The sequence below is a fragment of the Mycobacterium heidelbergense genome (assembly GCF_050205645.1).
Classification (GTDB): Bacteria; Actinomycetota; Actinomycetes; order Mycobacteriales; family Mycobacteriaceae; genus Mycobacterium; species Mycobacterium heidelbergense_A.
Genome location: NZ_JBNMQT010000010.1, coordinates 99869 through 125773, shown reverse-complemented (window position 1 = coordinate 125773; position 25905 = coordinate 99869). Strand labels below are relative to the sequence as shown.

Annotated in this window: 28 protein-coding genes and 2 pseudogenes; 15 read left to right on the top strand and 15 right to left on the bottom strand. The window is 67.4% G+C overall.

Features of this window, described 5'->3' with window-relative positions; genetic code table 11:
* Nucleotides 1-15 precede the first annotated feature (15 nt).
* Nucleotides 16-315, bottom strand: a complete 300-nt coding sequence (locus ACQI5H_RS13875; RefSeq protein ID WP_427079930.1) for a hypothetical protein — start codon at nt 313-315, stop codon at nt 16-18.
* Nucleotides 316-336: 21 nt separating this feature from the next.
* Nucleotides 337-2118: a molybdopterin-dependent oxidoreductase gene (locus ACQI5H_RS13870; RefSeq protein WP_427079929.1), complete on the bottom strand. Its 1782-nt coding sequence runs from the start codon at nt 2116-2118 to the stop codon at nt 337-339.
* Nucleotides 2119-2329: 211 nt separating this feature from the next.
* Here ACQI5H_RS13870 and ACQI5H_RS13865 point away from each other — a divergent pair, with 211 nt between their 5' ends.
* A complete protein-coding gene (locus ACQI5H_RS13865; protein ID WP_427079928.1) occupies nt 2330-2848 on the top strand; it encodes a hypothetical protein in 519 nt (172 codons plus the stop codon).
* A 9-nt stretch (nt 2849-2857) separates the two neighbouring features.
* On the opposite strand, the gene ACQI5H_RS13860 is transcribed toward ACQI5H_RS13865, so the two are convergent.
* From ACQI5H_RS13860 to ACQI5H_RS13850, 3 genes are all read right to left on the bottom strand, one after another.
* Nucleotides 2858-3370: a DUF3145 domain-containing protein gene (locus ACQI5H_RS13860; RefSeq protein ID WP_076122429.1), complete on the bottom strand. Its 513-nt coding sequence runs from the start codon at nt 3368-3370 to the stop codon at nt 2858-2860.
* A 137-nt stretch (nt 3371-3507) separates the two neighbouring features.
* The gene (locus ACQI5H_RS13855) at nt 3508-4338 is read right to left on the bottom strand and encodes a serine hydrolase domain-containing protein (protein WP_427079927.1); all 831 of its coding nucleotides are present in this window, start codon (nt 4336-4338) and stop codon (nt 3508-3510) included.
* Nucleotides 4338-5396, bottom strand: coding sequence for a class I SAM-dependent methyltransferase (locus tag ACQI5H_RS13850; RefSeq protein ID WP_427079926.1), 1059 nt, complete (start codon nt 5394-5396; stop codon nt 4338-4340). The genes ACQI5H_RS13855 and ACQI5H_RS13850 overlap by 1 nt, the downstream gene beginning before the upstream one ends.
* Nucleotides 5397-5428: 32 nt before the next feature.
* Here ACQI5H_RS13850 and ACQI5H_RS13845 point away from each other — a divergent pair, with 32 nt between their 5' ends.
* Both ACQI5H_RS13845 and ACQI5H_RS13840 read left to right on the top strand, forming a co-directional pair.
* Nucleotides 5429-6514, top strand: coding sequence for an S-(hydroxymethyl)mycothiol dehydrogenase (locus tag ACQI5H_RS13845; RefSeq protein WP_427079925.1), 1086 nt, complete (start codon nt 5429-5431; stop codon nt 6512-6514).
* Nucleotides 6514-7137, top strand: coding sequence for an MBL fold metallo-hydrolase (locus ACQI5H_RS13840; RefSeq protein ID WP_427079924.1), 624 nt, complete (start codon nt 6514-6516; stop codon nt 7135-7137). The genes ACQI5H_RS13845 and ACQI5H_RS13840 overlap by 1 nt, the downstream gene beginning before the upstream one ends.
* Nucleotides 7138-7286: 149 nt before the next feature.
* Here ACQI5H_RS13840 and ACQI5H_RS13835 read toward each other — a convergent pair whose 3' ends face one another.
* From ACQI5H_RS13835 to lnt, 3 genes are read right to left on the bottom strand one after another with little or no spacing between them, the layout of a single operon-like run.
* On the bottom strand, nt 7287-7802 hold the full coding sequence (locus ACQI5H_RS13835) for a methyltransferase family protein (protein WP_427079923.1): 516 nt from the start codon (nt 7800-7802) through the stop codon (nt 7287-7289).
* Between the two features lie 50 nt (nt 7803-7852).
* Complete coding sequence (locus tag ACQI5H_RS13830; RefSeq protein ID WP_427079922.1) at nt 7853-8581, bottom strand: SHOCT domain-containing protein; 729 nt, start codon at nt 8579-8581, stop codon at nt 7853-7855.
* The gene (gene lnt, locus ACQI5H_RS13825) at nt 8578-10065 is read right to left on the bottom strand and encodes an apolipoprotein N-acyltransferase (protein ID WP_427079921.1); all 1488 of its coding nucleotides are present in this window, start codon (nt 10063-10065) and stop codon (nt 8578-8580) included. The genes ACQI5H_RS13830 and lnt overlap by 4 nt, the downstream gene beginning before the upstream one ends.
* 47 nt (nt 10066-10112) lie before the next feature.
* On the opposite strand from lnt, the gene ACQI5H_RS13820 reads away from it, so the two are divergent.
* Nucleotides 10113-11069 (top strand): SDR family oxidoreductase, encoded by a 957-nt coding sequence (locus ACQI5H_RS13820; RefSeq protein ID WP_427079920.1) that lies wholly within the window; start codon nt 10113-10115, stop codon nt 11067-11069.
* 159 nt (nt 11070-11228) lie between these two features.
* Nucleotides 11229-11678: a hypothetical protein gene (locus ACQI5H_RS13815; RefSeq protein ID WP_427079919.1), complete on the top strand. Its 450-nt coding sequence runs from the start codon at nt 11229-11231 to the stop codon at nt 11676-11678.
* Nucleotides 11679-11700: 22 nt separating this feature from the next.
* On the opposite strand, the pseudogene ACQI5H_RS13810 reads toward ACQI5H_RS13815, so the two are convergent.
* Nucleotides 11701-12717, bottom strand: a pseudogene (locus ACQI5H_RS13810) (Hsp70 family protein); the annotation flags it as partial.
* Complete coding sequence (locus ACQI5H_RS13805) at nt 12714-13793, bottom strand: dihydrodipicolinate reductase (protein WP_427079918.1); 1080 nt, start codon at nt 13791-13793, stop codon at nt 12714-12716. The pseudogene ACQI5H_RS13810 and the gene ACQI5H_RS13805, both read right to left, overlap by 4 nt.
* 73 nt (nt 13794-13866) lie before the next feature.
* Between ACQI5H_RS13805 and ACQI5H_RS13800 the strand changes: the two genes are divergently transcribed.
* From ACQI5H_RS13800 to ACQI5H_RS13785, 4 genes are all read left to right on the top strand, one after another.
* Nucleotides 13867-14214, top strand: a complete 348-nt coding sequence (locus ACQI5H_RS13800; RefSeq protein ID WP_170874475.1) for an MmpS family transport accessory protein — start codon at nt 13867-13869, stop codon at nt 14212-14214.
* Nucleotides 14215-14266: 52 nt separating this feature from the next.
* Nucleotides 14267-15577: a cytochrome P450 gene (locus ACQI5H_RS13795; RefSeq protein ID WP_427079917.1), complete on the top strand. Its 1311-nt coding sequence runs from the start codon at nt 14267-14269 to the stop codon at nt 15575-15577.
* Nucleotides 15578-15654: 77 nt separating this feature from the next.
* Nucleotides 15655-16194: an ester cyclase gene (locus ACQI5H_RS13790; RefSeq protein ID WP_076122314.1), complete on the top strand. Its 540-nt coding sequence runs from the start codon at nt 15655-15657 to the stop codon at nt 16192-16194.
* A 10-nt stretch (nt 16195-16204) separates the two neighbouring features.
* The gene (locus ACQI5H_RS13785; RefSeq protein WP_427079916.1) at nt 16205-16699 is read left to right on the top strand and encodes a hypothetical protein; all 495 of its coding nucleotides are present in this window, start codon (nt 16205-16207) and stop codon (nt 16697-16699) included.
* On the opposite strand, the gene ACQI5H_RS13780 is transcribed toward ACQI5H_RS13785, so the two are convergent.
* Nucleotides 16696-17400 (bottom strand): haloacid dehalogenase type II, encoded by a 705-nt coding sequence (locus ACQI5H_RS13780; protein ID WP_427079915.1) that lies wholly within the window; start codon nt 17398-17400, stop codon nt 16696-16698. The two genes, ACQI5H_RS13785 and ACQI5H_RS13780, sit on opposite strands and share 4 nt — an antisense overlap.
* 9 nt (nt 17401-17409) lie before the next feature.
* On the opposite strand from ACQI5H_RS13780, the gene ACQI5H_RS13775 reads away from it, so the two are divergent.
* On the top strand, nt 17410-17778 hold the full coding sequence (locus tag ACQI5H_RS13775) for a YidH family protein (protein ID WP_427079914.1): 369 nt from the start codon (nt 17410-17412) through the stop codon (nt 17776-17778).
* On the top strand, nt 17775-18086 hold the full coding sequence (locus tag ACQI5H_RS13770) for a DUF202 domain-containing protein (protein ID WP_427079913.1): 312 nt from the start codon (nt 17775-17777) through the stop codon (nt 18084-18086). The genes ACQI5H_RS13775 and ACQI5H_RS13770 overlap by 4 nt, the downstream gene beginning before the upstream one ends.
* Here the strand turns inward: ACQI5H_RS13770 and ACQI5H_RS13765 are convergent.
* Complete coding sequence (locus ACQI5H_RS13765) at nt 18083-18817, bottom strand: Rv3717 family N-acetylmuramoyl-L-alanine amidase (protein WP_427079912.1); 735 nt, start codon at nt 18815-18817, stop codon at nt 18083-18085. The two genes, ACQI5H_RS13770 and ACQI5H_RS13765, sit on opposite strands and share 4 nt — an antisense overlap.
* Before the next feature lie 309 nt (nt 18818-19126).
* Here ACQI5H_RS13765 and ACQI5H_RS13760 point away from each other — a divergent pair, with 309 nt between their 5' ends.
* Nucleotides 19127-19882, top strand: coding sequence for a cutinase family protein (locus ACQI5H_RS13760; RefSeq protein ID WP_427079911.1), 756 nt, complete (start codon nt 19127-19129; stop codon nt 19880-19882).
* 47 nt (nt 19883-19929) lie between these two features.
* Nucleotides 19930-21099, top strand: a complete 1170-nt coding sequence (locus ACQI5H_RS13755) for an acyl-CoA dehydrogenase family protein (protein ID WP_427079910.1) — start codon at nt 19930-19932, stop codon at nt 21097-21099.
* A gap of 3 nt (nt 21100-21102) precedes the next feature.
* Here the strand turns inward: ACQI5H_RS13755 and ACQI5H_RS13750 are convergent, their stop codons facing one another.
* The 3 genes from ACQI5H_RS13750 to ACQI5H_RS13740 all read right to left on the bottom strand — a co-directional run bounded on the left by ACQI5H_RS13750 (nt 21103) and on the right by ACQI5H_RS13740 (nt 23801).
* Nucleotides 21103-21672, bottom strand: coding sequence for a TetR/AcrR family transcriptional regulator (locus ACQI5H_RS13750; protein ID WP_427079909.1), 570 nt, complete (start codon nt 21670-21672; stop codon nt 21103-21105).
* Nucleotides 21673-21681: 9 nt separating this feature from the next.
* A complete protein-coding gene (locus ACQI5H_RS13745; protein ID WP_427079908.1) occupies nt 21682-23157 on the bottom strand; it encodes an MFS transporter in 1476 nt (491 codons plus the stop codon).
* A 62-nt stretch (nt 23158-23219) separates the two neighbouring features.
* The gene (locus ACQI5H_RS13740; protein ID WP_427079907.1) at nt 23220-23801 is read right to left on the bottom strand and encodes a DUF3060 domain-containing protein; all 582 of its coding nucleotides are present in this window, start codon (nt 23799-23801) and stop codon (nt 23220-23222) included.
* A 390-nt stretch (nt 23802-24191) separates the two neighbouring features.
* On the opposite strand from ACQI5H_RS13740, the pseudogene ACQI5H_RS13735 reads away from it, so the two are divergent.
* Nucleotides 24192-24863: pseudogene (locus tag ACQI5H_RS13735) on the top strand (BadF/BadG/BcrA/BcrD ATPase family protein); the annotation flags it as partial.
* Nucleotides 24864-25001: 138 nt separating this feature from the next.
* On the top strand, nt 25002-25898 hold the full coding sequence (locus tag ACQI5H_RS13730; RefSeq protein ID WP_427080006.1) for an N-acetylmuramic acid 6-phosphate etherase: 897 nt from the start codon (nt 25002-25004) through the stop codon (nt 25896-25898).
* Nucleotides 25899-25905 lie beyond the last annotated feature (7 nt).

Genomic DNA, 25905 nt, shown 5'->3' with positions numbered 1-25905 from the left:
TGTGGTGATGGCCGTTCATCGCAGACTGCAGATCTGGTCGTGGAGCTCGTCGAGGTAACCGTCGTAGGCGGCGATGATGTCGTCGAGGTCGAGTTGCTCAGGTAGGTCATCGGGGCGCTGCCGCGCAATCAGGTAGGCGATGGTAGCGGCGACAACACGGGTTTCGTCGGCGTCGGGTCCGGCGATGCGCGCGACGACCTCTGGCGTGGCTCGCATCCGGATGGCGACGGGCTCCTCGCCCTGGTCGACACGCACGAGGTACTCGTGATCGCCGAGTGCTTCGATTCGGGGCGTTTCAATATTTTTCGTTGCCATGACGTACGCACCTCCACGCCACTAGATGGTCTGGTGTCGCCCGAAGTATTCGTGGTCTTCGTTGTAACCGCCGTAACCGCTACCCAACTCGGAGTAGTGTGCGATGAACTCAATGCCCTTGAGCCACTTCACATGCCGGAAGCCGTGCTGCAATTCATTGCGCAGCCGCAGTGGCGCCCCGTGACCGTAGCTCACCGGTTCGCCGTTCATGTCGTAGGCCAGCATCGTCAGATGGTTGCTCATCTGGTCGATCGGGTGCGCGACGTAGTAGATCCCGCCGTCCGCGCCGGGGCCCAGCGAGTAGAACACCACCCATTTCGCAGCGGGCAGCGGTTTGACGACGTCCATGATCGTCTTCATTTGCACGCCACCCCATTTGGCAACACCAGACCAGCCCTGGATGCAGAAGTGTTGGGTGATCTGTTCGTGGTACGGCAAGTCATGCAAGTCGGCCAGCGAGAACTCGGTGGGGTTCTCGACGAGGCCGTAGACCCGCAGCCGCCAATCCACGAAGTTGTTCTTTTCCAACTCCTTGTACTCAACGGTTTCCGGGTAGGTGCCGTTGTGCCAGAAGTACGGCGAGATATCTTTTTCGGTGAACGCACCGGGCTTCGGGTTGGCGTACTCGAACAGCCGCTGCAGCGGCCCGACAAGCGCGTAGCCGACCCGCTGCACAATCCTGGGGTGGCGATAAGTGAACGGGGTGGCGACCACCCAGCCGACGGTTACCACCACCATGGCCGCGGCAAAGACCCAGAAACCTACCCAGCTGTTGTCCTCGCGGGCGCCGAACATGTGGTTGAGGTTGCGCACCGCATCCGTGGCAAAAACCATCGTGACGTGCATAACGATGAACACGATGAAATACACCAAGACCAGGAAGTGCAGTGAGCGCGCATGCTGAATGTTCAGCCGTTTGCTGATCACGGTGAGTCGCATCGAAAGGGCCGGCGACATCCCGAGCGCGGTGATGACCGCGAGCGGTGCGGCGATGAAGACCGTCGTGAAGTACGTCAACAACTGCAGCGCGTTGTAGGCCACCCAGGTGTTGTCGGTCGGCCAGTCCAGCGACAGGTATTGGACCGCAACCGATACGGCATTGGGAAAGACGTCCCAGCTGGTCGGCACGATGTGTCGCCATTGACCGGTAGCGAACAGCAGCACATAGAAGACCGCGCCGTTGAGGAGCCACAGAACGTCGACGCCGAGGTGCCACCATCGCGCCAATCCGATGGAATGACGAATTCCGGGCAATCCCAACTGACCGGGCAGGCCAACGGAGTCGTCCTTGGCCGTCCACAGCGGGTCATCCGGCACCGGCTTGGCCACTCGCAGCCACTCGTCCTTGCCCGGCGTGGCGTTGCGACTGAAGTACAGCCGCGGATGATCGCAGAGGATCTGAATACCGGAACGGACGATGAACGTCATCAGGAACAGGTTGAAGAAGTGGCTCCATCCGACCCACGCCGGGATGCCGGGGCTGACGCCGGAAGGCACATGGGTTCCGGGATAACGCTGGATGAATGCCTGGACCGCCGGGATGTTGTGCAGGCTTTTGGCCACGGCGACCGCCACGACGAGTACCGCGAACCCGACGGGAATCAGCCACAGGACGTTTAACCACTTGTCGCGACCCACCCGCAGTCGCGGCACCATGGCCCGCTTGTCTTCTATGCCGCCGGCCCATGTCTCCGGATTGACGACGTTCTCGGCAAGGCGCAGCTCTGTGCGGTACCCCGCGCCGTGATACGGGCCAGCATCGCCACTTTTGGCCTGGCGGACGCGGAGTTCGTTGTCGGCCATGCCGTCCCGCACCTAACCTAGTTTTTACAATCGCTTATGTATAAACATTAGCCCGTAGGTGCCTGATCAGGAAGGGTCGCTCCTAGTGACTCGCCTCACCACGCGCTGCCGCGCTGCAGATTCTGCGCCTCGCCAAATAGGGATCACGGCGGTGTAACGAATCGGCCACCCCGGCCGATATCTTGGCGTCGGCTCTGCAGCAGGGGGAGATATGTCGGGACACCGAAAGATCGCACTGGGCGTGTTGGCTGCCGCGGCGCTGGGCTGCGCAGTCTGGCTTTCGCCGGTGGCCTTCGCGATTCAACCGTCGGCCTGGAACGGGCCCTACCTGCTGACTTTCGCCGCCAACCAGAAGACCGGCACCAGCATGGCGGCACGTCAGCCCGAGACCTCCCAGCGGGCCAGCTACTCGTTCACGTCGAACTGCTCGACGGGCGTCTGCGTCGCCACGGTCAATAACCCGCCGGCACCCAAAAGCCCGTACGAGCAGCGATCGGTCCAGTTCGCCTGGAACGGGGCTCAGTGGGTCCAGCAAATCAACCGGACATGGGATTGCCCGCTGCTCGGCGGCCGCGTGGAACGCGACCCCGCGAGGTCCATCACCGCGTTGACGCCGGCCGCCGACGGCACCCTGACCGGCGTATTTCACATCGACATCGTCAGCGGCGCGTGCGCCGGCAGCATGGAGATGCCGGTGACGGCCACCCCGGTGAGCCCGCCGGTTATCTAGCGACGTTATCTAGCCGACGCCCCGGCTGAGCCAGGTCACCTCACCGGCGTCGCCGCCGTCGCGGTACACCTCGAGCGCCTCGTCCCAGGCCGTCCCCAGCACCGAATCCAGTTCCGCGGCCAGCGTGTCGGCGCCCTGCGCCATCATCGCCCGCAGCCGCATCTCCCCGACCATGATGTCGCCATTGGCGCTCATCGCTCCGCTCCACAAGCCGAGCTGCGGGGTGTGGCTGAATCGGTGGCCGTCGACTCCCGGGCTGGGATCTTCGGTGACCTCGAACCGTAGGACGGACCAGGAGCGCAACGCGTTGGCCAACCGGGCGCCTGTGCCCACCGGTCCGACCCAGTTGGTGACAGCGCGCAGCTGTCCGGGCATCGCCGGCTGCGGGGTCCACACCAAGTTGGCCTTGGACTGCAGGGTCGACGACAGCGCCCATTCGACATGCGGGCAGACCGCCGCGGGCGAGGCATGGACGTAGACCACGCCAGCCGTCACGTCGGCGAATTGGTTCGACGCACGCATCTCCTGCTCCTTCGGTTCCACGAGGGACGTCTTCCCCAACGACCTGGTGGATCCGCGAGCAGCGGAAATGCTGATGTTTTTGTGTCCTGCGTGTCTATTGTGCCCTGTGATACCCGTGTTGCGCTAGTCTTCGACGCCTATTTGGTGTATTCGGATATCGACGCGTCGGAAATCGCGGGCCACAAGTCCAGCGCCCACTCGCCGAAATCGCGGTCCGTGAGCGCCACCAGCGCCAGCTCCGCGTCGGGATCCGCCCAGATGAAACCGCCCGCCTGGCCGAAATGGCCGTACGTTCGCACCGAGTTGCGTCCGCCCGTCCAGTGCGGCGATTTCGAATCCCTGATCTCGAAACCCAGCCCCCAATCGTTGGGCCGCTGCACCCCGTACCCGGGCAGCACGCCGTCCAGGCCGGGAAATTGCACCGTCGTCGCCTCGTCGTGCAGCTGCGCCGACACCGTCGCCGGGCGCAGCAGGTCACCGGCGAAGGCGGCCAGATCCGCCACCGTGGACGTCGCCCCGAACCCGGCCTCCACGGCCCCGCCGTCCAACCGGGTCGCCCCCATCGCCAGCGGCTCGCACACCGCCTCGGTCAGGTAGCGGCCGAACTCGATCCCCGACTCCCGCTCCACGGTCTCGGCCAGCACGGTGAAGCCGTAGTTGGAGTAGATGCGCCGGGCGCCGGGTTTCGCCAGCGCGCGGTCGGTGTGCATCGCCAGGCCCGACGCGTGCGCCAGCAGGTGGCGAACCGTGGACCCGGGTGGCCCAGCCGGGGTCTCCAGGTCGACGACGCCCTCCTCGATGGCGACATGCACGGCCCGGGCCACCAACGGTTTGGTCACCGACGCCAGCACGAACACCTGCTTGGTGTCGCCGTGCGTGGCCAGCACCCCGTCGGGTCCGACCACCGCCGCGGCGGCATTGGCCACCGGCCAATCGGCGAGGAGGCCGAGAGCGTCGAGGGCCGCCATCACTTCCTGGCGATGTAGTAGTTGTTCAGCGGGTCGCCCTCGATCTCGGTCACCCGCACGTCGCCGAAACCGGCGTCGGCGAGCATCGCGGTGGCCAGCTGCGTGCCCCACGCCGTGCCCAGCCCGGCGCCATCCAGCGCCAGTGACACCGTCATGCAGTGCATCAGCGAGACGGTGTAGAGGTAGGTGCTCATCGGGACGTCGACGTTCTCCTCGAGCCGGCTCGATGCCTTGACGTCGGCCATCAAAAAGACGCCGCCGGGCCGCAGCGCCCGGTAGATGTTCTCCAGCACGCGCGCGGGCTGCGCCTGGTCGTGGATGGCGTCGAACACGGTGATGACGTCGTAGGCCTCGTGCTTGTCCAGCCGCGCCAGATCGTGGCTTTCGAAGGTCGCGTTCGCCAGGCCCAGGCGAGCCGCCTCGGCGACACCGGTGGCGATGGCCTCGCCGGAAAAGTCGATGCCGGTGAACCGGCTCGCCGGAAAGGCCTGCGCCATCACGTTTATCGCGTGACCGCTCCCGCAGCCGAAATCCGCTACGTCGGCCCCGGCGCGCAGGCGGTCCGTCAGGCCGTCGACCAACGGCAGCACGACGTCGACGAGCGCGATGTCGAACACGGCGGCGCTCTGCTCGGCCATCAGCGCGTGGAAGCGGGGGAATTCGCTATACGGCAGCCCGCCGCCCTCGCGAAAGCAGCCGACGATTTTCTGCTCGATCTCGCCGAGTTGCGGAACGAACAGCGCAACCAGGGCGAGGTTGTGCGGTCCGGCGGCACGGGTGAGGGTCGCCGCGCGGTGGGCGGGGAGCGAGTAGGTGGCGGTGGCGGCGTCGAAGTCGACGACGTGCCCGGTGGTCATGCCCGCCAGCCACTCCCGGACGTAGCGCTCGTTGAGCCCGGCGGCCTCGGCGATCTGCGCGCTGCTCGCGGGCGGCAGCCCGGCCATGGTGTCCAGCAGTCCGGTCTGATGCCCGATGCTCAGCAGGATGGTGAGACTGGCGCCGTCGATGGCCGCAACCATTCGCTCGGCGAAGTCTTCGGCGGTCTCGGGTGCCGTCATGGTCAGCGACGCTACACCGTAGGTTGGACGCCATGAGTCAGACAGTGCGCGGCGTGATTTCACGAAAAAAGGGCGAACCCGTCGAGCTGGTGGACATCGTCGTTCCGGACCCCGGGCCCGGTGAGGCCGTGGTCGACGTCATCGCCTGCGGCGTGTGCCACACCGACCTGACTTACCGCGAGGGCGGCATCAACGACGAGTACCCGTTCCTGCTCGGCCATGAGGCCGCGGGCAAGGTCGAGGCGGTCGGGGCGGGCGTGACCGGGGTCGAGCCCGGCGACTTCGTGATCCTGAATTGGCGTGCGGTGTGCGGGCAGTGCCGGGCCTGCAAGCGTGGCCGGCCCAGCCTGTGCTTCGACACCTTCAACGCCGAGCAGAAGATGACGCTGACCGACGGCACCGAGCTGACCCCGGCGCTGGGCATCGGGGCGTTCGCCGACAAGACGCTGGTGGCGGCGGGTCAATGCACGAAGGTCGATCCTCAGGCCGATCCGGCGGTCGCGGGCCTTTTGGGTTGCGGGGTGATGGCCGGCATTGGCGCGGCGATCAATACGGGTGCGGTGGATCGTAACGACACCGTCGCTGTGATCGGCTGCGGCGGCGTGGGCGACGCCGCGATCGCCGGCGCCGCGCTGGTCGGCGCCCGGCGCATCATCGCCGTCGACACCGACAACACGAAGCTGGACTGGGCGCGCAAGTTCGGCGCCACGCACACCGTCAACGCCCGCGAATTCGACGTCGTCAAGACCATCCAGGACCTCACCGACGGCTTCGGCGCCAACGTGGTGATCGACGCGGTCGGTCGGCCCGAGACGTGGAAGCAGGCGTTCTACGCCCGCGACCTCGCGGGCACCGTGGTGCTGGTGGGTGTGCCCACTCCCGACATGCTTTTGGAGATGCCTCTGGTGGACTTCTTCTCGCACGGCGGGTCGCTGAAGTCGTCGTGGTACGGCGATTGCCTGCCCGAGCGCGACTTCCCCGCCCTGATCGACCTCTACCTGCAGGGCCGACTTCCCTTGGAGCAGTTCGTCTCCGAGCGCATCGGGCTGGGCGACATAGAGGAGGCGTTCCACAAGATGCACGAAGGCAAGGTGCTGCGCTCGGTGGTGATGCTCTGATGGTGGGCATCGAGCGCGTGGTGACGTCGGGTGTGTTCGAACTCGACGGCGGCAGTTGGGAAGTCGACAACAACATCTGGCTCGTTGGCGACAATTCCAATGTCGTGGTGTTCGACGCCGCGCACGACGCGGCGCCGATCATCGAGGCCGTAGCGGGCCGCCATGTCGTGGCGGTGGTGTGCACGCATGGCCACAACGACCACGTGACGGTCGCTCCCGAGCTCGGCAACAGACTCGATGCACCGGTGCTGCTGCATCCCGCCGACGAAGTGCTGTGGCGAATGACCCACCCGGACAAAGCCTTCCGTTCGATATGCGACGGCGAGACCTTGGCCGTGGGTGGCACGGAATTACGGGCGATGCACACGCCGGGCCACTCCCCCGGATCGGTGTGTTGGTATGCGCATGACCTCGGCGTGGTGTTCAGCGGCGACACCCTGTTCTCCGGCGGCCCCGGCGCGACCGGGCGCTCGTACTCCGACTTCCCGACGATTCTGCAGTCGATCTCCGAGCGGCTGGGCAAGCTGCCCGGCGAGACCGTCGTGCACACCGGCCATGGCGACAGCACCACCGTCGGCGACGAGATCGTCCACTACGAGGAGTGGGTGGCGCGCGGGCACTAGGTGTTTGGCCGCGCCGTCGTCACATCTGCCACAGAAGTCCCTCCGCCAGGCGAGGCTCTCTGTGCCCACCTCATAGCGACAATCTCGCGCCCTCGACCGATTGTCGCTGTGAGGCGGGCACAAAGCATGTCCCCTTCTCCAGGCACGGCTTATGCATATCGCCTCACGCGCCGGCAGTACCGGAGGTATTCCTCGCCGTAGTGGTTGCGCATGAACTCTTCCTCACGCAGTACCTGGCGGTGGAACAGCGCGAGCCCGCCGGCGAGGTAGGCCAACGGTATCCAGTTGGGGAAGGCGAGAAACTCACCGATCAAGACCAGCGCGCCGCCGACATAGATCGGGTTGCGGCTGACCGAAAAGATGCCCGTGGTGACCAGCTCGTCGGGGTGATCAACGTCGATGCCGACGCGAAAGCTGCGGCCGAACGAGACCAGGCTGGCCACCAGGACCGACAATCCGCCGAGGCATAGCGCGACCCCTGCCCATGCCGCGGCATCCGAATGAAAGAACCGCTGCCCGCTCACGATCGGCCAACCGAAGGCGGCGGCGAAGACCGTATAGAAGTAAAACAGCGCGATGGGCGGAATCAGAAAGTCCGTCTTGTCCATGTTTCCGAAATGCATTGCCTGCGTTCCGGTTCGGCGCAGCAGGAGGACTCTCGTCATCACTATGGCAAGCAAGGCCACGAGGGCCGACGCAGCGAAATATCCCGGCATTAGTGGCCCTCGAGGATCCGGCGCTTCTCGGTCTCGAACTCCTCCGCAGTCAATGCCCCGGAATCTCGCAGTGCCGCTAGCGTTTTGAGTCGCTCGAGGCGGACGCCCTCATCGGTGGGCTCATGCGCCGTAGGAGGCGGCGCTATTACCGGATAGTGCGGCGCCCCCGCCACGAAAGCCGCCGCCGCCTTGCGCCGGGTTCGCGATAACCACAGCCCGGACATGATCGAGTCGACCAGTCCCACAACGAACACGGCGACGAACACCCACACCAGATAGCCGTAGGAGCTCTTGTGCCCGAAGGCAAGCCGCGGCTCGATGAAGCCGTTGACCTTGCCATCCGTCGTGACGTTGTAGGTGCCGGCGGCGGGAATCTGAGCCACCCACACCCGCACATGTGCATCATTGTTGACCGTCGTTGTGCTGCCGATGTTTTCCGCCACCACCGGCTGTGCCACACCCTCGGGCGGCGTGATCGTGACGCCGAGCGGCGGCACCGGCAGACCACCGTTGGGCCCGCCGATCACCACGGTGTGGAAGCTGACCGTGACTTCGCCGGCGGGCAGGCTCAGGCTGCTCGACCCCGGGATCGCGACCTCGCCGTAGGCGTCGTATTTGTCCAGGAAGAACGCGTTGAGCACCAGCGAGACGATGAAGCCGGCCACCGCGACGACCATCATCACGATTGCCCCGGCGAGCGAGATCTTTGCGAGCCGCCTGCTGCTCATTCAGGCAGTGTGTCACCGCGGGCCACGCGGTGCCAGCGAAACACCGCGACCCCGACAATCACGAACGCCGCCACCAGCACCCAATCACCCAGCCGTTGGTACGGCGTCGCACTGGACCCCAGCGGCACGCCGACGACTGCCACGCCCCGAAAGCCCGACGGAAGCCACGCCAGCCGGCGGCCGCGCGCGTCGAACGCCGAACTGTCCCCGGACAATCCGGCGTGCACGGCCGGGCGGCCCACCTCGACGGCGCGGACCGCCGGCTGCGCGGCCAGCTGCGGCTGCGCCCAACTTCCCTGGAACGACGAGGTCGAGCTTTGATACACCAGCAGCCCGGCACCCAGTGCAGCCTCGCGCCGCGCGAGGTCGGAGAACGTTGCCTCGTAACTGATCAACGGTCCGATCGACACGGCGCCCGCGTGCAGCACCACCGGCCCGGTCCCGCGCTGCCGGTCCTCACCGGCGGCCTTGCTGTGCCGGGTAGCCCAACCGAAAAGCGTTCGCAGCGGCACATATTCGCCGAACGGCACCAGCCGGGTCTTCCGGTAGCATCCCAACGATCCGTGCTCTGAAATGAGCACGGCCGACTTGTAGATCCCCCCGCCCGGAGCGGGCGCATCGACGTTGACCAATAGGTCCGCCCCCACTCGCCGGGACAGCTCCGCAAGCCGGGCCAGCAGCTCGGGATGGCTGACGAGGTCTTGTCCCACGCTGCTTTCGCCCCAGACCACCAAGTCGGGTCGCTGGCCGGCTACCGCCGCGGTGAGCGCCTCGCTGGCCGCCAGCCGGGCATCGGAGTCGGCGATGTCGCCGGGCTGCACCAAAGCCACCCGCAGCGTCGAACCGCCGGCCGGCGCGGGCCCGAGCAGGTACCACAAGGGGCCCACCGCCGCACACGTCAGCGCGGCTGCCACCGCGACGAGCCGGCCCGACACCTCCCGGTGCACGATCGCGGCACCGATAGCGGTATTACAAGCAACCAGAAGGAAACTCGTCAGCCACACCCCGCCCAACGACGCCGACGCGAGCGTGACCGGCTGGCCGGATTGCGAGGCGCCCAGCGATGCCCACGGACCGCCCAGCCACGGCAGCGACCGCACCGCCTCGGCCGCCACCCACGCGCTGGGCAACACGACCACGGCGGCGGCCGTGCGACCCACAGTGGCGGGCGCCGCCAACAAGCGGTGCGCGAACCACCCCCACGGCAGCCAGAGCGCGCCGAACCCGACGGCCAACGGCGCCAGGAGCGGACCGATGCTGGTCACCAGCCAGTACTGGTTCATCAGGACGAACCCGCCGAGGCCCCACCACGCCCGCACGGACGCCTGCCACGCCGAGGGAGCCGCCCGCACCAGCAAGAGCAGCGGAACCACACCGAACCAGGCCAGCCACCACCACGACGGCGCCGGAAAAGCGAGCGCGGGCAGCGCGCCGGCGGCCAACGAGGCGGCCCAGCCGCGAACGCGCTGTCGACAAGGCGACACAAAGAGCACACTAAGACGGGGCTCATACCGAGTAAGGAGTGATACGCATGGCCAAGGATCTCGTCGCCACCGTGCCAGACCTCACGGGGAAGCTGGCGATCATCACCGGGGCCAATAGCGGTCTGGGGTTCGGGCTGGCCAGGCGGCTGTCCGCGGCCGGCGCCGACGTCGTCATGGCGATCCGCAACCGCGCCAAAGGGGAAAAGGCGATCGAAGAAATCCGCGCCACGGTTCCCGACGCCAAATTGACCATCAAACCTCTCGACCTGTCGTCGCTGGCGTCCGTCGCCACGTTGGGCGAACAGCTCAACGCCGAGGGCCGCCCGATCGACATCCTGATCAACAACGCCGGGGTGATGACGCCGCCGGAACGCGATACCACCGTCGACGGCTTCGAATTGCAGTTCGGCAGTAACCATCTCGGGCACTTCGCGCTCACCGCGCGCCTGCTGCCGCTGCTGCGCGCCGCCCAGAAAGCCCGCGTCGTCTCGCTGAGCAGCCTCGCGGCCCGGCAGAGCGGCAAGATCCACTTCGACGACCTGCAGTTTGAGAAGTCCTACGCGGCGATGTCGGCATACGGGCAGTCCAAGCTGGCGGTGTTGATGTTCGCCCGCGAGCTGGACAAGCGCAGTCGCGCGGGCGGCTGGGGCATCGTGTCCAATGCCGCGCACCCCGGCCTGACCAAGACCAATCTGCAGATCGCCGGCCCGTCGCATGGTCGCGAAAAGCCGGCCCTGATGGAGCGGTTGTACAAGCTGTCCTGGCGTTTTACGCCGTTCCTGTGGCAAGAGATCGACGAGGGAATCCTGCCCGCCCTGTACGCGGCCGCCGCGCCGCACGCCGAGGGCGGTGCGTTCTACGGGCCCAGCGGTTTCTATGAGGCCGCTGGGGGCGGTGTGGCGCTGGCGAAGGTCCCCGCAAACGCCAAGAACGACGACGACAGCGCGCGGCTATGGGAGATTTCCGAACAACTCACCGGCGTGAGCTTTCCGAATCCGAACTGACAACTGGCACAACGCTTTTCGCTTGCATCCGACGGCACCAAACCCACCTGGCGCTGATCAGGCGGCAAACAATCGCGTTGCCGAGAGTTTCGGCACGATGCTGCGAGGGGAACCCCCATCAGAACCGTCGAGACTGCAACTCGGAAGGGGGTAGCCGCCATGAGCGTGCAGGACGACAAAGACGCTGGTCAAGAAGAGGGCCAGCAGATGACTGAGAAACCGGAGCCCGACGAGGAGCAAAAAGAGAAGGCCGCCGAAATGATGACGGCCTACGAAGACCGGCCCACCCTGGTGCTGCCCGGCACTAGTGGAATGGTGTCCGGCACGGCGGTCAACGACTGGCTGGACGACGAGGGCAACCCTAAGGGCGGGGAAGGCGCCGAGGACGAGGGCACCAGCGACAAAGCCGCCGAGGACCAGGGCACGAACGACAAAGGCGCCGAGGCTCGAGCAGAGAATCAGGGCCAGGACCAAGGCAACGAAGACCAAGGCGACGAAGACCAAGGCACCGAGAACCTCGGCAAGGAAGAGCAGATCGAGAAGGATAAAGCCTTCAACGAGGAACTCCGGGAAGCCGCAAAACAGGAGAACAAAGGCGAAAAGCGCTGAGCTAGGTTAGAGCGCCCGCTCCGGCCGCGCGCAGCGCCGCGCCGGTGGCCGCCGTCAGGTGCGGCCGCGGCGTGGTGACAACCGGCACCCCGAGATGTCCCGACAGCGTGGTGGTGACGGCCGGGATGTGCGCCCCGCCCCCGACTGAGATCACCGCGACCAGCTCGCGAATTCCGTTGTGTGCCAAGGTTTCATCCACAACCGAAACGAAATCGTCGAGCGAGTCGCGGATCGCGCCGTCGAGTTCGGCCCTGGTGAACCGGACCTCATCGCTCACCCCGGGCAACCCCAGCGCGATCACCGTGTGCGACGAGAGCCGCTCCTTGGCGCCTCGGCAGGCGGCGCGCAGTCGGCTGAGCGAGCCGACCGCCGACGTGCCGGGCGGGTCGAAGAAACCCGCTTCCGGCAAGTTCGCCATGACTGCGGTCAGCACCGCCTGATCGATCAGGTCGCCGGAAAAATCGGGGTGCCGCACGGCCGCGCCCACCACGTGGTCGTCGCCGGCGTCCAGCACGGTGATGCTGGTCCCGCTGCCGCCGAAATCGCAGACCGCCACCGTTCCGCGGGCCGGTATGCCCGGGTTGGCCCGCACGGCAGACAAGACCGCTGCGGCATCGGGGATCAAGGTCAGCGGCCGGTTCGACCATTCGGCCAGCCGGCTCAGCGCCGAGCCCAACGCGTCCACCGCCGGGGCTTCCCAGTGCGCGGGATACGTGACCGCGACGTTCTCGGGCAAGGCGCGCCCGCGGGTGGCGGCGTAGGCCAGCGCGCGCAACCCGTCGGCGAGCAATGCCTCGCTGCGATGTGTTGAGCCGTCGGCCGCGACGATTCCGTCCGGGTCCCCGACCCGCTGGACGAAGTCGGTGATCACCAGGCCCCGCTCGCCCAGCTGAGGGTTTTCCGACGGGACGCCGACCTCCGGTGAGCGTTGCCGGTACAGGGTCAGGACGGGCTTGCGGGTGAGAGCGTGGTCGGCGCTGACGGCCGCCAGGTTGGTGGCGCCGACCGACAATCCCAGCGCGGGACTTGCCTCGGTCACCGGATGTTTCCGGCGCCCGCGATCAGCGGCAGGTCGAGCGGCGTGACCCAGCCGGGCCGTAGGTCGTTGACCGCCGGCACCGCATTCAATGCCCGCATCCCGGTCGCCAGGCATCCGGCCGTCGCCGCGTCGCGGCCCGAGCCGTCGGTGAACCGGAACGCGGTCTCCTGGAAGATGCTCGGGGTTCCCTCGATATCGACCCGGTAGACGTCGTTGTCGTGGCCCGTCGGCCAGTCGGGCGCCGCGTCGAGCCCGATGCGGTTGACGTGTTCGAGCTGGATGCGCGTCTCGCCCTGGTAGACGCCGTTGATCGTGAACCGGACGGCGGCGACGTGGCCGGCCTTGATGACGCCCCGCGCAGAGTGCCGCTCGGTCGGGGTCACCCACTTGTCCCAGGTGGTGGTGATCTCGTCGAGCATGATGCCGGCGGCGTGGGCGATCATCGGGACCGTGGCCCCCCACGCGAAGATCAACACGTCGCTGTTCTCCAGCATCGGGCTGTATTCGGGCTCGCGGCCGATGCCCATCTCGACTTCGTAGTCGCCCTCGTAGTTGGTGTAGTCCAGCAATTCCGACGCGCGGACCCGCCGCACCTCCGAGCACAGGCCCATCAGCGTCATCGGGAACAGGTCGTTGGCGAATCCCGGATCGATGCCGGTGGTGAAGCAGGACGACTCGCCCAGCTCGCAGGCTTCGGTGATGGGCGCGATCCAGTTGGGCGGGTTGAGGTGCATCGTCGGCCAGACCCACGGCGTCATCGCCGTCGAGCACACGTCGATGCCCGCGCGCAGGAAGCGGGTGATCAGCGCGATGTTGTCCTTGGCATGCATCGCCGTGGGGCCGTAGTGCACCAACGCGTCGGGCTTCAACGCGATCAGGGCATCGACGTCGTCGGTGGCGAGGATGCCCACCGGCTCGGGCAACCCGCAGATGTCGCCGACGTCGCGGCCGACCTTGTCCGGGTTGCTGACGCCGACGCCCACCAACTCGAACACCGGATGCTTGACGATCTCCGCGATCACCATCCTGCCGACGAAGCCAGTGCCCCAAACCACCACACGCTTCGAATCCGCCATGCGCACCTTCCGATCGTCAGCCCCGGGTTCACCCTATAGACCAGGCGATGCCCGTGATGACACGATGACATCCATGACGAAGCATCTGCGCGGACCGACGCTCGTGTTCGCCATCGGGATCGGGGTCGCCAACGCGTGCGGCGTAGCCAACGCCATTCCCCAAAACCCCAAGGTCCAGTACGAGGTCAGCGGCCCCGGCGTCGCGCAATACATCTCCTACCAAACCGACGCCGGGCAGCAACGCCAAGTGAATGCGCCACTGCCGTGGTCGACGCAGTTCACCGCATTCGGGGGCCAGGTGTTCGTCATCAGCGCACAGGGGCCGGGCCCCCTGACCTGCAGGATCCTGCTTGACGGCAATGAAGTGAGCAAGGCGACGGCGACGGTGGGCTCGCCCACCAGAACGCTCTGTACGCACTGACGACGGTCTAGGCTCGCCAGTGTCACCTCTTCAACGGCGAAGGAGGGCCTAGGTGAGCCTTACGACGGGTCCCAAAAAGGGCTTAGCGACGCGACAAAACGGGACGCCACCGCCTGACATTCCGCTTGCCGACATTCATCTCGACTCGCTCGACTTCTGGTCTCTCGACGACGACGTTCGCGACGGCACTTTCGCCACCCTGCGCCGCGAGGCCCCGATCTCGTTCTGGCCCGCGATCGAACTGCCCGGATTCCCGGCGGGCGAGGGGTATTGGTCATTGACCAAGCTCGACGACGTGCACTACGCCAGCCGGCATCCGGACGTCTTCAGCTCGGCGCCCGGCATCACCATCAACGATCAGAACCCTGAGGTCGCCGAATACTTCGGCTCGATGATCGTCCTCGACGATCCGCGACACCAGCGGTTGCGCTCGATTGTCAGCCGGGCGTTCACGCCGAAAGTGGTGGCCCGCATCGAGGCGTCGGTGCGGGAGAGGGCGCACCGATTGGTCGCGTCGCTGATCGCCAATCATCCCAACGGAGAAGCCGAACTGGTCAGCGAGCTCGCCGGGCCGCTGCCGCTGCAGGTGATCTGCGACATGATGGGGATCCCCGAGGAGGACCATCAGCGTGTATTCCACTGGACGAACGTGATTTTGGGTGTTGGCGATCCTGACCTGACAACTGATCCCGAGGTGTTCATTCAGGTTTCGATGGAGATCGGTGCCTATGCGACCGCGCTGGCGGAGGACCGTCGCGTCAACCACCACGACGATCTGACCAGCGCCCTGGTCGAAGCCGAGGTCGACGGCGAGCGGCTGTCCTCGTCGGAGATCGCGTCGTTCTTCATCCTGCTGGTGGTCGCCGGCAATGAGACCACGCGAAATGCGATCAGCCATGGCGTGCTTGCCCTTTCGCGGTATCCCTCGGAGCGGGAGAAGTGGTGGTCGGACTACGAGAAACTGGCACCCACGGCGGTCGAGGAGATCGTGCGGTGGGCCTCCCCGGTTGTCTACATGCGGCGAACGCTGACCCGCGACACCGAGCTGAGCGGCACCAAGATGGCCGCCGGCGACAAGGTCGCGCTGTGGTACAACTCGGCGAACCGCGACGAGTCAAAGTTCGATAATCCGTGGGCTTTCGACATCACGCGCAATCCCAATCCGCATCTCGGTTTCGGCGGCGGGGGCGCTCACTTCTGCCTCGGCGCCAACTTGGCCCGTCGGGAGATACGGGTGGCATTCGACGAATTGCGGCGCGAAATCCCCGACATCGTCGCGACGGAGGAACCCGCGCGGCTGCTGTCGCAATTCATTCACGGCATCAAGACCCTGCCGGTCGCCTGGACTCCCCCGCGCGGTTAGCCGCTGCGGGAGGGCATAGCCGTTCCGCGAATCCGCTAGCACATGCGCTATCAAATCCGGGGCTTACGCTAACGACCGTGACCATTCCCGCGTTTCCCCCTCCCGAGGTGCTCGCCGCCCGCGAGAAACTCGTGCTCGACCACTTCCACGATGAGGTCCGCCAGGCCTGGGACGACGTGCTGTCGACCTTCCCGCACCCGCGCTACGAGCTGATCCCGCAGATGGTCGTCCACGACGGCGACGAGGCGGTGCGCGGCTACTACGTCTACACGCGCACCGCGTTTCCCGACCAGGACCACGAGATCATCGCGCTGCGGCACAGCGCCGACGCGGTAATCGTCGAATTCTGGTTGATGGGCACACACCGCGGTTATCTCGGCAAGGTTCCGCCCACCGGCAGCCGGTTCCGGGTCCGCATGAATGCCTACTTTGTGTTCGATGACACGGAAACGCTTGTGTGCGAACGCATTTACTTCGACACGCTGACCATGATCAAGCAGCTGCTGGGCGGGCTGAACATGAGGAAGCCGTCGAACTGGCTGCTGGCCGCGCGGTGCGTGCGCGGCTTCCTGTCGATGTCGTCCGAAAAGCCTGACCCGGCACTGACTTCCGCGTAAACTACACCGCATGCGGGCCCTTTACGCGGTAGGCGGCCTGGCCGCCAGCGCGTTGCTGGCCGCCTGCGGTTCCGACCGAGCCAGAGACACAATCACCCCGCACGCGACAGCGACGCCATCCGCGACGGCGGCCACAACGCTGAGCTCGCACACCGAGAAGTGGATCAACCTACAGGTCGGCGAGTGTGTCGCGGACCTTCCACCTGCCGATCTGAGTCGGGTGACGGTCACCGTGGTCGATTGTGCGACAGCGCATTTGGCCGAGGTCTACCTGCGCGCCCCGGTGGCCGTCGACAAAGCGATCGCCAACGTCGCCAGCCGCGACTGCGCGGCCGGTTTCGCGCCGTACACCGGGCAATCCGTTGACGGCAGCCCGTTTTCGATCACCTATCTCATCGACTCAAATCAGGACCGCACCGGCGCCAACCCCACCCCGAGCACGGTCATCTGCCTGCTGCAGGCCGCCAACGGTCAGCCGCTGACCCGTTCGGCCCACCGGCCCTAGCAACCCAACTGTGCGGCGAGGTCGACGAAGTCCGAAGCGTTGACGTCGAACTCGTCGGAATACGCGACGTCGGCTGAACCGTCGGGCCCGAATTCCCGTGGGCGCGCGACGAAGGCCGTGCGGAACCCGAGCCGGGCCGCCGCGCGGATGTCGTACTTGTGGCTTGCCACCATCATGATGTCCGCGGGATCGCGGCCCAGGTAGGTCGCGGCCATGCGATAGATCGCCGGGTCGGGCTTGAACACCCCGGCCATCTCGGCGGCAAAGACGGCATCCCAGGGCAATCCCGCCCGCTTGGAGATGTTGATCACCGCCGATACGTCCGCGTTCGACAGCGTCGCCAATGTGAACGCGCGCCGAAGCCGCGTCAGCCCCGGGACCACATCCGGCCACGGCGCCAGCCGCTGCCAGGCCAGCGTGAGCTCCTCGCGCTCGGCGTCCGAAAACCCCGCGATGCCGCGCTCCCCCAGGACGGTGTCCAACGACGAGCGGTACACCGAGTGCACCGAAACCCAGCGCGCGCCCGGCGCGGCGTCCAACGCGGCGAAATAGCCTGCGCGCCAACGCCGCACCACGTCGCCCCAATCGACGGCCGGGTGCCGGCCGGCGCTGAGGCGCTGTGCCTCGCCGCAGACGGTGGAATGAAAATCGGTCGCCGTGCCCTGCACGTCGAACAACAACGCCTTGACCACGCACCTCATCATGCAACGATGTGCCTCGTGGCCGACAACGCCGAAGAGCCCGAAGAGCTCGACTACCGGTTCACCTTCGCCAACGAGCGGACGTTTCTGGCCTGGCAACGCACCGCGCTGGGCCTGCTCGCGGCGGCCGTCGCCCTAGTGCAGCTGGTTCCGGAGCTGGCGATCCCCGGGTCGCGCCGCCTGCTCGGGGTTGGTCTCGCGCTGCTGGCGACCCTCACCAGCGTGATGGGTCTGGTGCGCTGGCAGCAGGCCGATCGCGCCATGCGACGCGGAGGCCCGCTGCCCCGTCACCCCTCGCCGGTGTACCTGGCGGTGGGGCTCAGCCTGGTCGGGATCATCGCGCTCGGCCTGGTCATCCTGAAGGCGGTCGCGGGTTGACCCGGCCGGCCAGCCTGCCGGCGGAACGCACGATCCTGGCCTGGACGCGGACGTCGTTCGCGTTTCTGGTCAACGGCGTGCTCCTGACGATCAAGGACTGGCACGGCGCAACCGAACCGGCGGCCTTGATCCCTGCCGCGTTGGCCGGTGCCGCCGCGCTGTGTAGCTTCCTGATCACCCTGCAACGCCAGCGGACGCTGGGCCGGCGGCCGATGCCGGCGCGCATCGCCGCCCGGACCCCGGTGTACGTCGTCGGGATCTCCGTGCTGGTGCTCGTCGTCGTGACGGCCCTGACCCAGCTCGTCTAGAGCTTCAGGTACGCCGCGATCCCCTGGACGACGGCGGCGGCATACCTCGCCCGACCGTCCGCGCTTTCCATCCGGGCGCCCTCGTCGGCGTTTTTCATGTTGCCGAGCTCGACGAGGATCGCCGGGTACTCGGCGAGGTTCAGACCGGCGAGGTCGTCGCGGCCGTAGAGGCCGTCGGAGCCGATGTAGGTGGACGGCCGCAGGCCCGCCTGCACCAGGGCATCGCGCATCGTGCGGGCAAGCTGAATCGCGGGGCCAGATTGCGCGGCGTTCAGGGGCGGGCTGGAGTAGTTGACGTGGAATCCGCTGCCCGACGGCGGACCACCGTCGGCGTGGACGCTGACGATCGCGTCGGGGCGCATCGCGTTGGCCAGCGCCGCGCGCCGGTCGACGCAGGGACCGACGGAGCTGTCGTTGTCCCGCGACAACTGGGTGCGCACGCCCATCTGGTTGAGCGAGCCGCTGATCAGCTGGACGACGTCCCAGTTAAACGCGTGCTCCGGATAGCCGTCGTTGGTGGCGGCGCCCGACGTCTGGCACGCCTTCATGCCGCCCCGCCCGTTGGGGACTTGTTGGTTTATCGAGGCGTCGTTCACCGCGTTGTGGCCCGGGTCGAGGAAGATGGCCGTGCCCGCGGCGGCCACACGGGGGGCGTCGAGCGTCGCGGCACCGAGCACCGCCGGCGCGACGCCGGCGAATCGCAGTAGGTCACGCCTGGAGACAGCGCCCATCGCGCGATGCTAGCAATTGCTCCGCCGCAACGAGTATTGGGCTGGCCAGCAACGTATTTGGCGATGGTTCGCCGCGGAGCTCCCGCGGAGATGCGCCCCTGGCCGTGAAATCTGGTTCACAATCCGGTGATTGGCCAAGCCCGGCAGTCCACGCACCGCTAACGCCCGCGCGAACCACAGCAAACTTGAGTTGGCGACCCCCGATCGCACTGGGTACGGTGCTCTCGCCGAGTGACTTGCGGACCCCCTACGGTGTGGGGGAATAATTATGAAGTCCTCTGGAAATTCTTAGGTTTGGGAGGCGCTGGAATGGGCAAATATTGCGGCATGACCGCCGGTAATGTCATTCGCTTTCTTGCTCCTGCAGTACTCGCCGCCGCTGGACTCAGCGGATCCGTCGTGGCTGCCCCAATCGCATTCGCCCAGGGATGTCCGGACGTCCAGGTGTTGTTCGCCCGCGGCACCGGTGAGGATCCCGGGGTCGGCCCGACGGGACAAGCGTTCGTCGATAACCTGCGCGGGCGCATCGCCCCGAAGTCGATGGATGTCTATCCGGTCAACTACCCCGCAAGCCAGGAGTGGCAGACGGGCGTCGACGGCATCCGGGACGCGGGCGCGCACGTCCAGTCCGAGGCGGCAAGCTGCCCGCAGACCAAGATGGTGCTCAGCGGCTACTCCCAGGGTGCGGCCGTGATGGGCTTCGTCACCTCCGCGGCGGTGCCCGACGGGGTCGACCCGGCGACGGTGCCGAAACCGCTGTCGCCCGACGTGGCCAACCACGTCGCCGCGGTCGTGCTGTTCGGAATGCCGAACGTCCGGGCCATGGACTTCCTCGGCCAGCCCCCGGTCGTCATCGGGCCGACCTACGCGGCCAAGACCATCAAGGTCTGCGCCCCCGAAGACCCGGTGTGCTCCGACGGTATGAACTTCGCCGCGCACGACACGTACGCGGACGACGGCAGCATCGTGGACAAGGGCGCGGAATTCGCCGCCGCGCGCGTCAACGGTTCCCCCACGGGGCCAGCGACCGTGGTGAACTCGCCACACGGGGGCTTCGGCAGCTGACAAGCTGACCAGCTGACCGTACAAAAAAGTATGTTACGGTCGACGGCATGTCCGTCGTCGATGTCCGCTCCCTGCACGGAATCACCGACGAATTCGTCGCGCGGCTGGCCGAGCGCGCCGACGAGGCCGAGCGGCTGCGCCGCCTACCCGCCGAGACGGTCAGCGAGTTCAAGCAGACCGACCTCATTCGACTGTTGCTGCCGGCGCGCTTCGGCGGCATCGAGGCGTCGTTCCCCGAGCTGCTCGCACCGATCCGGCGGATGGCGCACGGCTGCGCGTCGAGCGCGTGGACCCTGGGTTTTTATGCATTGCACAACTGGATGCTGTCGCTGTTCGACCCGCGGCTTCAGGAGGAAGTGTTCGCCTCGGGACCGGTGCTGGCGCCCGCTCCCCTGGCCCCGACCGGGCGCGGCAGCGCGGCGGACGGCGGAGTGCGCCTGACGGGCCGGTGGTCTTGGGCGACCGGGGCGATGAACGCGGATTGGGTGATCGTCGGGGCGCTCGTCGAGCGGCGGGACGGCGTTAGCGCGGCGCTGGTGGCCGTGCCGGCAGGCGAGGTCGAGGTGGCCGACGTGTGGCACACCGCGGGGATGCGCGGCACCGGCTCGCACGACCTCGTCGCCACCGACGTCTTCGTGCCCGAGCACCGCATCGTCTCGGTGTCGGACATCTACGGCGGAACCGCGCCGGGAGCGCAGTTTCACGGAGTCGCGACGTACCGTTGGCCGCTGGTTCCGGCGCTCGCGCTGACGGCGGCGATGCCGGTCCTCGGTGCCGCCGAACGGGTGACCGAGCTGTTCGCCGAACGGCTGGCCGGCCGGATGCTCGCGTATAGCGGTGTGGCACAGAAGGATCAGCCCGCCGCCCAGATCAGGCTCGCGGATGCCAACGTGCGGCTGCGCGCGGTACGCGCGCTGATCGCCGAGACCGCCGAGGAGATCGAGCGCATCGTGGTCAGCGGTGAGCGCGTCCGACGATCGACACGGGCCAACGCGCGCATGGCCGCGGCCCATACCGTGCACGAGTGCCGATCCGTCATCGCCGATCTGATGGAAGCCGCCGGCGCTAGCGCCCACTTCCTGGCGAACCCGTTGCAGCGCGCCAAGCGCGACGTGGACATCGCGGCCGGCCATGTGGTGTTCGATTACGACGTCGGCCGAGAGTTGGCCGGTGCGTTGGCAATTGGCGCGAAGATCTCGCCGATCGCGATGGTGTGAGCTTTACGTCGGATCGGCCAGCATGAGGTCGAGCAATCGCTCCCGTTGCGTCACGGACTCCGCCTGCTCGGCCGAGCCGGCGAGGTGCAGCAGCCCGATGCCCGCCGCGAAGGTCAGCTCCGCGCGCAGCTTGGCGTCGTCGGGATCGAAACCGTAGTCCGCGTAGGCCTTTGCGACCGACTGCAGCAGGCGTCGGTCGGCGGCGCGGATGTTGGCGGCGGCGACGCGGTCCGTGCGGGCCCACTCGCGCATCGCGCGCTCGAGCATCCAATGTTGCGGGCTGACCAAGTCAATCATCATGGTGGACAGCCGTTCCCGCGGTGGTAGCGCGTCGAGTTCGGCCAGGGATTGGCGGTCGCGCTCCAGGAAGGTGTTCCAGGATTCGACGAGCGCGGCCCGATAGCCGTCCATGTCCTCGAAGTGCCAGTAGAAGCTGCCCCGGGTGACACCCAGCTGCTGGCAGAGCCGTTCGACCTTCAGCGCGCGCACGCCCTGCTCGGCGAGCAGGGCGTAGCCGGCCTGCAGCCAGTCCTGGACCGACAGGCGGGTCGACGGGGGTTTCCGCGCAGCCACCGTGCCAGGTTACGGGCTTTTGTCGCCGGGGTCCTCGGCGTCGGCCACGGTCAACGGCAGGGCCAGCTCTTCCAGCGGTCGGCGCTCGGCCGCGACGCCGAGCCACAGCTCGACCAGGCCGGCGGCGGCCATCACGACCGCGCCGATCAAAAACGACCAGACCACCTGGCCGCGATCTCCGGAGTTGATCAGCTGGCCGAAGAGCAACGGCCCGGTGATGCCGCCGATCGCCGTGCCCACCGCGTAGAAGAACGCGATCGCCAGGGCCCGGGTTTCCATCGGGAAGATCTCGCTGACGGTCAGGTAGGCCGCGCTCGCGCCGGCCGATGCCAGGAAGAACGCGACCGCGAGCACCGCGATGAACGTCCACGCGCCGCCGGTCTTGGTCACAAATAGGACCGCGAGGACGACGACCGCGACGGCCGAGCCGATGTAGGTCAGGGTGATCATCGGTTTGCGGCCGACGGTGTCGAACAGGTGCCCGAGCAGCAGCGGGCCGAAGAAATTGCTCAGCGCCCACAGGATGAAGAACACCGGCACCGCCCCCGAGGCGACGCCGTAGAACCCGCTGAGCAGCGTGCCCAGGTTGAACGTCACGCCGTTGTAAAGGAAGGCCTGCCCGATGAACAGCGCCAACCCCAAGATCGCGCGACGCGGGTAGAGCTTGAAGGCCACCCTGGCGATCTCGACGAACGAGATCGTCTCGCGCTGTCTGATTCTTAGTGGCCGGCCTTGCGGCTCGGGCAGCGGTTCGCCGGTGTGCTCTTCGACTTCTTTTTCGATGTCGCCGACCACTTGCTCGGCTTCCTGGTCGCGCCCGTGAATGAACAGCCAGCGTGGGCTTTCCGGGACGTTGCGCCGGACGACGAGGACGAAAATGCCGAAGATGGCCCCGATGGCGAACGCGAGCCGCCACCCGACATTGGCGGGGAAGTTCGCCGTGTTGAGCAGGACCAGTGCGCCGGCCGCGCCCATGGCCGACCCAAGCCAATAGGTCCCGTTGATGATCAGGTCGACGCGACCGCGCACCCGTGCGGGGATCAGCTCGTCGATGGCCGAGTTGATGGCGGCGTATTCGCCGCCGATGCCGGAGCCGGTGAAGAAGCGTGCCAGGTAGAAAAACCACGGCGCGAAGGCGAATGCGGTCGCGACCGTCGCGGTCAGATACACGATGAGGGTCAGCACGAAGAGGTTGCGGCGGCCGAAGCGGTCGGTCAGGTGGCCGAAGAACAATGCGCCCAGGCAGGCCCCGGTGATGTAAATCGCCGCCGCCACGCCGATGTCCGCGGGTGTGAGCGCGATGCCGCTGCCCTTTTCGGTGAGGCGAGCCGACACGTTGCCGACCATCGTGACCTCGAGCCCGTCGAGGATCCACACGCCGCCCAGCCCGACCACGACGCGCCAGTGAAACCGCGACCAGGGCAGCCGGTCCAGCCGCGCAGGTACCTGGGTGGTAATGGTTCCGGTTTGCACGCTGTCACTCATCGCTACCCCCATTACCCACCGCGTCGTGTTCGCAAGCCTCCGCGCGCGGTTGTCCCGCAGCCTCAGCCCCGGTGGATCGTATTGGAGTAGCCCGAGTCGGTGATCTTCGGTGTGCCCGAGTGGTAGGTGACGACGTTGTCGTAGCCGGAGACGTTGATGCGGTCGACGTTGTCGACGGTGACTTTGTTGTCGTAGCTCGAGATCGTGAGGCTGGCGGCGTGGCCGGTGATGTCGAACTCGATGCTGTAGGCCGACAGCGTCAGCTTGCAGTTGTTGCAGGCGTGGGCGGTGACCGTGTTGCTGTAACCGGTGGATTCCAGGGTGTCGGCGTTGTCGACGGTGACGTTGTTGTTGTAGCCGCCCACCTTGAGGCTGGCGCAGTGGCCGGTGACTGTATACGTGCCGCCCGTGCCGTAGAGCGTGAGGTTGCCGTCGTTGCACGCGATCGTCTTGGTCTCCATGCTGCCGCCGACTCGGAGGTCGCCGCCTTGGGGCACCGCGGTAGGGCCGTTGCTGGGCACCCCCGGCTTCGGAATGTTGCCAAGGATCGACGCGCTCGGGTTTGACCTGACGAACATCAACACGAGCGCGATGACGACCGGGATGAGAATCCCCAGCACGACCAGGATGAGCAACCACGGCATTGGGGTGCTGCGTCGCGGGGGCTGGAACCCGAGGCCATACGTCGGAGTTGGCGAGTACGACGGACCGCTCGTGTATGGCGCCTCACCTGCATACGGCGCACTCTCCGTGTATGGCGCACTTTGGGGGGTCGATGTCGCGTCGCCAAGCCCACGCTCTAACTCGCGGATCCGCTTCTCGGGATCGTCGTCTTTCATTTGCCAAATGTGCCACAGGTACTGGTCGGGGGCCAGCCTGAATTCCCGCTCGCCGACTGTTTCAGGACGCCACCTGCAATCGGATGGCCATATCGAGCGAAATCCTAAGTGTCGGATGGGAATTCGAGGAGTGGATGATGGCTTTGGCCTTGACGCCCTGGTCAACATGCGGCCTCTCATGACAGGATTGCTGGGGTGATCCTGGCCGTAGACCTCGGCAAGACGTCCTGCCGGGCCGCGGCAGGTGGCCGGAGGGCCGAGGGGCCGGGCGCGCCGGGGCTGACGGCGCCTGGCGGCGAGCGGGCCGCGGAGGCGGCGATCCTGGCCGTCGCGCGCGAGCTGGGCCCAGTCGACGAGGTGATTGTCGGCGCCGCCGGGGCGCTGGCGGCGCCGGAAGCGGCACGCGCGCTGGGCAATTCGCTGATGACCTCGCTGCGCGCGCAACGCGTCGCGGTGACCAGCGATGCCGTCATCGCACACGCTGGCGCGCTGAATGGGGAGCCGGGCGTCGTTCTGATCGTGGGCACCGGCGTGGTGGCGCTCGCGATCGGCGCCGATGGCGCGCGGCGGACCGCCGACGGCTGGGGCCCGTGGCTGGGTGATGAGGGCGGTGGAGCGTGGATCGGCGCCGCCGGTCTGCGCGCGGCGCTGCGCGCCCACGACGGCCGCGGCCCGTCCACCATGCTGCTCGACGCCGCCCGCGCCCGCTTCGGCGCGCCGGAGACCTGGCCCGCTCAGCTCACCGGCGCCGCCGCTCTCGCGTCTTTCGCACCCGACGTCCTAGCTGAAGAGGGCGATGCCGCGGCACTGGGGCTCGTCAGCGCCGCCGCCGAGGCGCTTGCCGCGACCGCCCGCGCGGCCGGGGACGGCCCGGTGGCGATGGTCGGCGGCCTGGCGCGAGTCGAGGCTCTGCGCGCGCAGCTCAACCTCGTCCCGGCCGCCGGCGACGCGCTCGACGGCGCGCTGCGGCTGGCGGCGATCCACGAGCCGCACGTCATCCGGGTGCTGGCTCCCAAAACCGTTGCCGCGCATGGGCTCGACGCGCTCGCCACCGAGGCCGTGCGTCCAGACCTGGACGACCTCGACGCCCGGCCCATCGGCGAGATCGTCGCGCTGCTCGTCGCCGCCGAGGGCGAGACGCACGCCGTGGTGGCGGCGGGGGTCCCGCGGATCGCGGCGGCGGCCGAGGCAATCGCCGCACGCCTCGAGCGCGGCGGCCGCCTGATCTACGCCGGCGCCGGAACACCTGGACGGCTCGGCGTGCTCGACGCGGCCGAGTGCGGGCCGACGTTCGGCACCGACCTCGTACGCGGCGTGATCGCAGGTGGGCCAGCGGCCCTGACCAACGCGATCGAGGGCGCGGAGGACGCATTCGACCCCGCCGATCTCGCCGACCTGACCGCCGCCGACGCGCTCGTCGGGATCACGGCGTCGGGCCGCACGCCGTACGTTCTCGGGGCGCTCGAGCACGCGCGAGCGGCGGGCGCGCTGACCGTCGCGATCGTCAACAACCCGGGCAGCGAGGGGTCTGCTGACGTCGTGATCGAATTGCTCACCGGCCCTGAGGTTCTCGCCGGCTCCACGCGCTTGTCCGCAGGGACGGCCCAGAAGGTCGTGCTCAACGCGCTGTCGACCAGCGTGATGATCGCCCTCGGCAAGGCCTACGGCCCGCAGATGGTCGACGTGCGCGCAACCAGCGCGAAGCTGCGTCGCCGCGCGGTGCGAATCGTCCGCGATGCGGCCGGCGTCGATGAACAGGCCGCGACCGCCGCGCTCGCGGCTGCGGGCGGTCACGCCAAGACCGCGATCGTCGCGCTGCTCGCGGGCGTCGACGCGGCCGAGGCCGCCGTTCGGCTCGAACGGGCGCGGGGACGCGTGCGGGACGCGCTCGGCCGGACCTGAGGATGGC

What these genes read in the sequence shown, in the direction of transcription:
- ACQI5H_RS13820 (WP_427079920.1), top strand. Translation starts at nt 10,113, where the DNA reads ATGGCCAAGGATCTCGTCGCCACCGTGCCAGACCTCACGGGGAAGCTG.
- ACQI5H_RS13775 (WP_427079914.1), top strand. Translation starts at nt 17,410, where the DNA reads ATGTGCCTCGTGGCCGACAACGCCGAAGAGCCCGAAGAGCTCGACTAC.
- ACQI5H_RS13845 (WP_427079925.1), top strand. Translation starts at nt 5,429, where the DNA reads ATGAGTCAGACAGTGCGCGGCGTGATTTCACGAAAAAAGGGCGAACCC.
- ACQI5H_RS13800 (WP_170874475.1), top strand. Translation starts at nt 13,867, where the DNA reads ATGACGAAGCATCTGCGCGGACCGACGCTCGTGTTCGCCATCGGGATC.
- ACQI5H_RS13785 (WP_427079916.1), top strand. Translation starts at nt 16,205, where the DNA reads ATGCGGGCCCTTTACGCGGTAGGCGGCCTGGCCGCCAGCGCGTTGCTG.
- ACQI5H_RS13840 (WP_427079924.1), top strand. Translation starts at nt 6,514, where the DNA reads ATGGTGGGCATCGAGCGCGTGGTGACGTCGGGTGTGTTCGAACTCGAC.
- ACQI5H_RS13875 (WP_427079930.1), bottom strand. Translation starts at nt 315, where the DNA reads ATGGCAACGAAAAATATTGAAACGCCCCGAATCGAAGCACTCGGCGAT.
- ACQI5H_RS13765 (WP_427079912.1), bottom strand. Translation starts at nt 18,817, where the DNA reads ATGGGCGCTGTCTCCAGGCGTGACCTACTGCGATTCGCCGGCGTCGCG.
- ACQI5H_RS13830 (WP_427079922.1), bottom strand. Translation starts at nt 8,581, where the DNA reads ATGAGCAGCAGGCGGCTCGCAAAGATCTCGCTCGCCGGGGCAATCGTG.
- ACQI5H_RS13740 (WP_427079907.1), bottom strand. Translation starts at nt 23,801, where the DNA reads ATGCCGTGGTTGCTCATCCTGGTCGTGCTGGGGATTCTCATCCCGGTC.
- ACQI5H_RS13745 (WP_427079908.1), bottom strand. Translation starts at nt 23,157, where the DNA reads ATGAGTGACAGCGTGCAAACCGGAACCATTACCACCCAGGTACCTGCG.
- ACQI5H_RS13855 (WP_427079927.1), bottom strand. Translation starts at nt 4,338, where the DNA reads ATGGCGGCCCTCGACGCTCTCGGCCTCCTCGCCGATTGGCCGGTGGCC.
- ACQI5H_RS13870 (WP_427079929.1), bottom strand. Translation starts at nt 2,118, where the DNA reads ATGGCCGACAACGAACTCCGCGTCCGCCAGGCCAAAAGTGGCGATGCT.
- ACQI5H_RS13780 (WP_427079915.1), bottom strand. Translation starts at nt 17,400, where the DNA reads ATGAGGTGCGTGGTCAAGGCGTTGTTGTTCGACGTGCAGGGCACGGCG.
- ACQI5H_RS13755 (WP_427079910.1), top strand. Translation starts at nt 19,930, where the DNA reads ATGTCCGTCGTCGATGTCCGCTCCCTGCACGGAATCACCGACGAATTC.
- ACQI5H_RS13860 (WP_076122429.1), bottom strand. Translation starts at nt 3,370, where the DNA reads ATGCGTGCGTCGAACCAATTCGCCGACGTGACGGCTGGCGTGGTCTAC.
- ACQI5H_RS13760 (WP_427079911.1), top strand. Translation starts at nt 19,127, where the DNA reads ATGGGCAAATATTGCGGCATGACCGCCGGTAATGTCATTCGCTTTCTT.
- ACQI5H_RS13835 (WP_427079923.1), bottom strand. Translation starts at nt 7,802, where the DNA reads ATGACGAGAGTCCTCCTGCTGCGCCGAACCGGAACGCAGGCAATGCAT.
- ACQI5H_RS13850 (WP_427079926.1), bottom strand. Translation starts at nt 5,396, where the DNA reads ATGACGGCACCCGAGACCGCCGAAGACTTCGCCGAGCGAATGGTTGCG.
- ACQI5H_RS13805 (WP_427079918.1), bottom strand. Translation starts at nt 13,793, where the DNA reads ATGGCGGATTCGAAGCGTGTGGTGGTTTGGGGCACTGGCTTCGTCGGC.
- ACQI5H_RS13865 (WP_427079928.1), top strand. Translation starts at nt 2,330, where the DNA reads ATGTCGGGACACCGAAAGATCGCACTGGGCGTGTTGGCTGCCGCGGCG.
- ACQI5H_RS13815 (WP_427079919.1), top strand. Translation starts at nt 11,229, where the DNA reads ATGAGCGTGCAGGACGACAAAGACGCTGGTCAAGAAGAGGGCCAGCAG.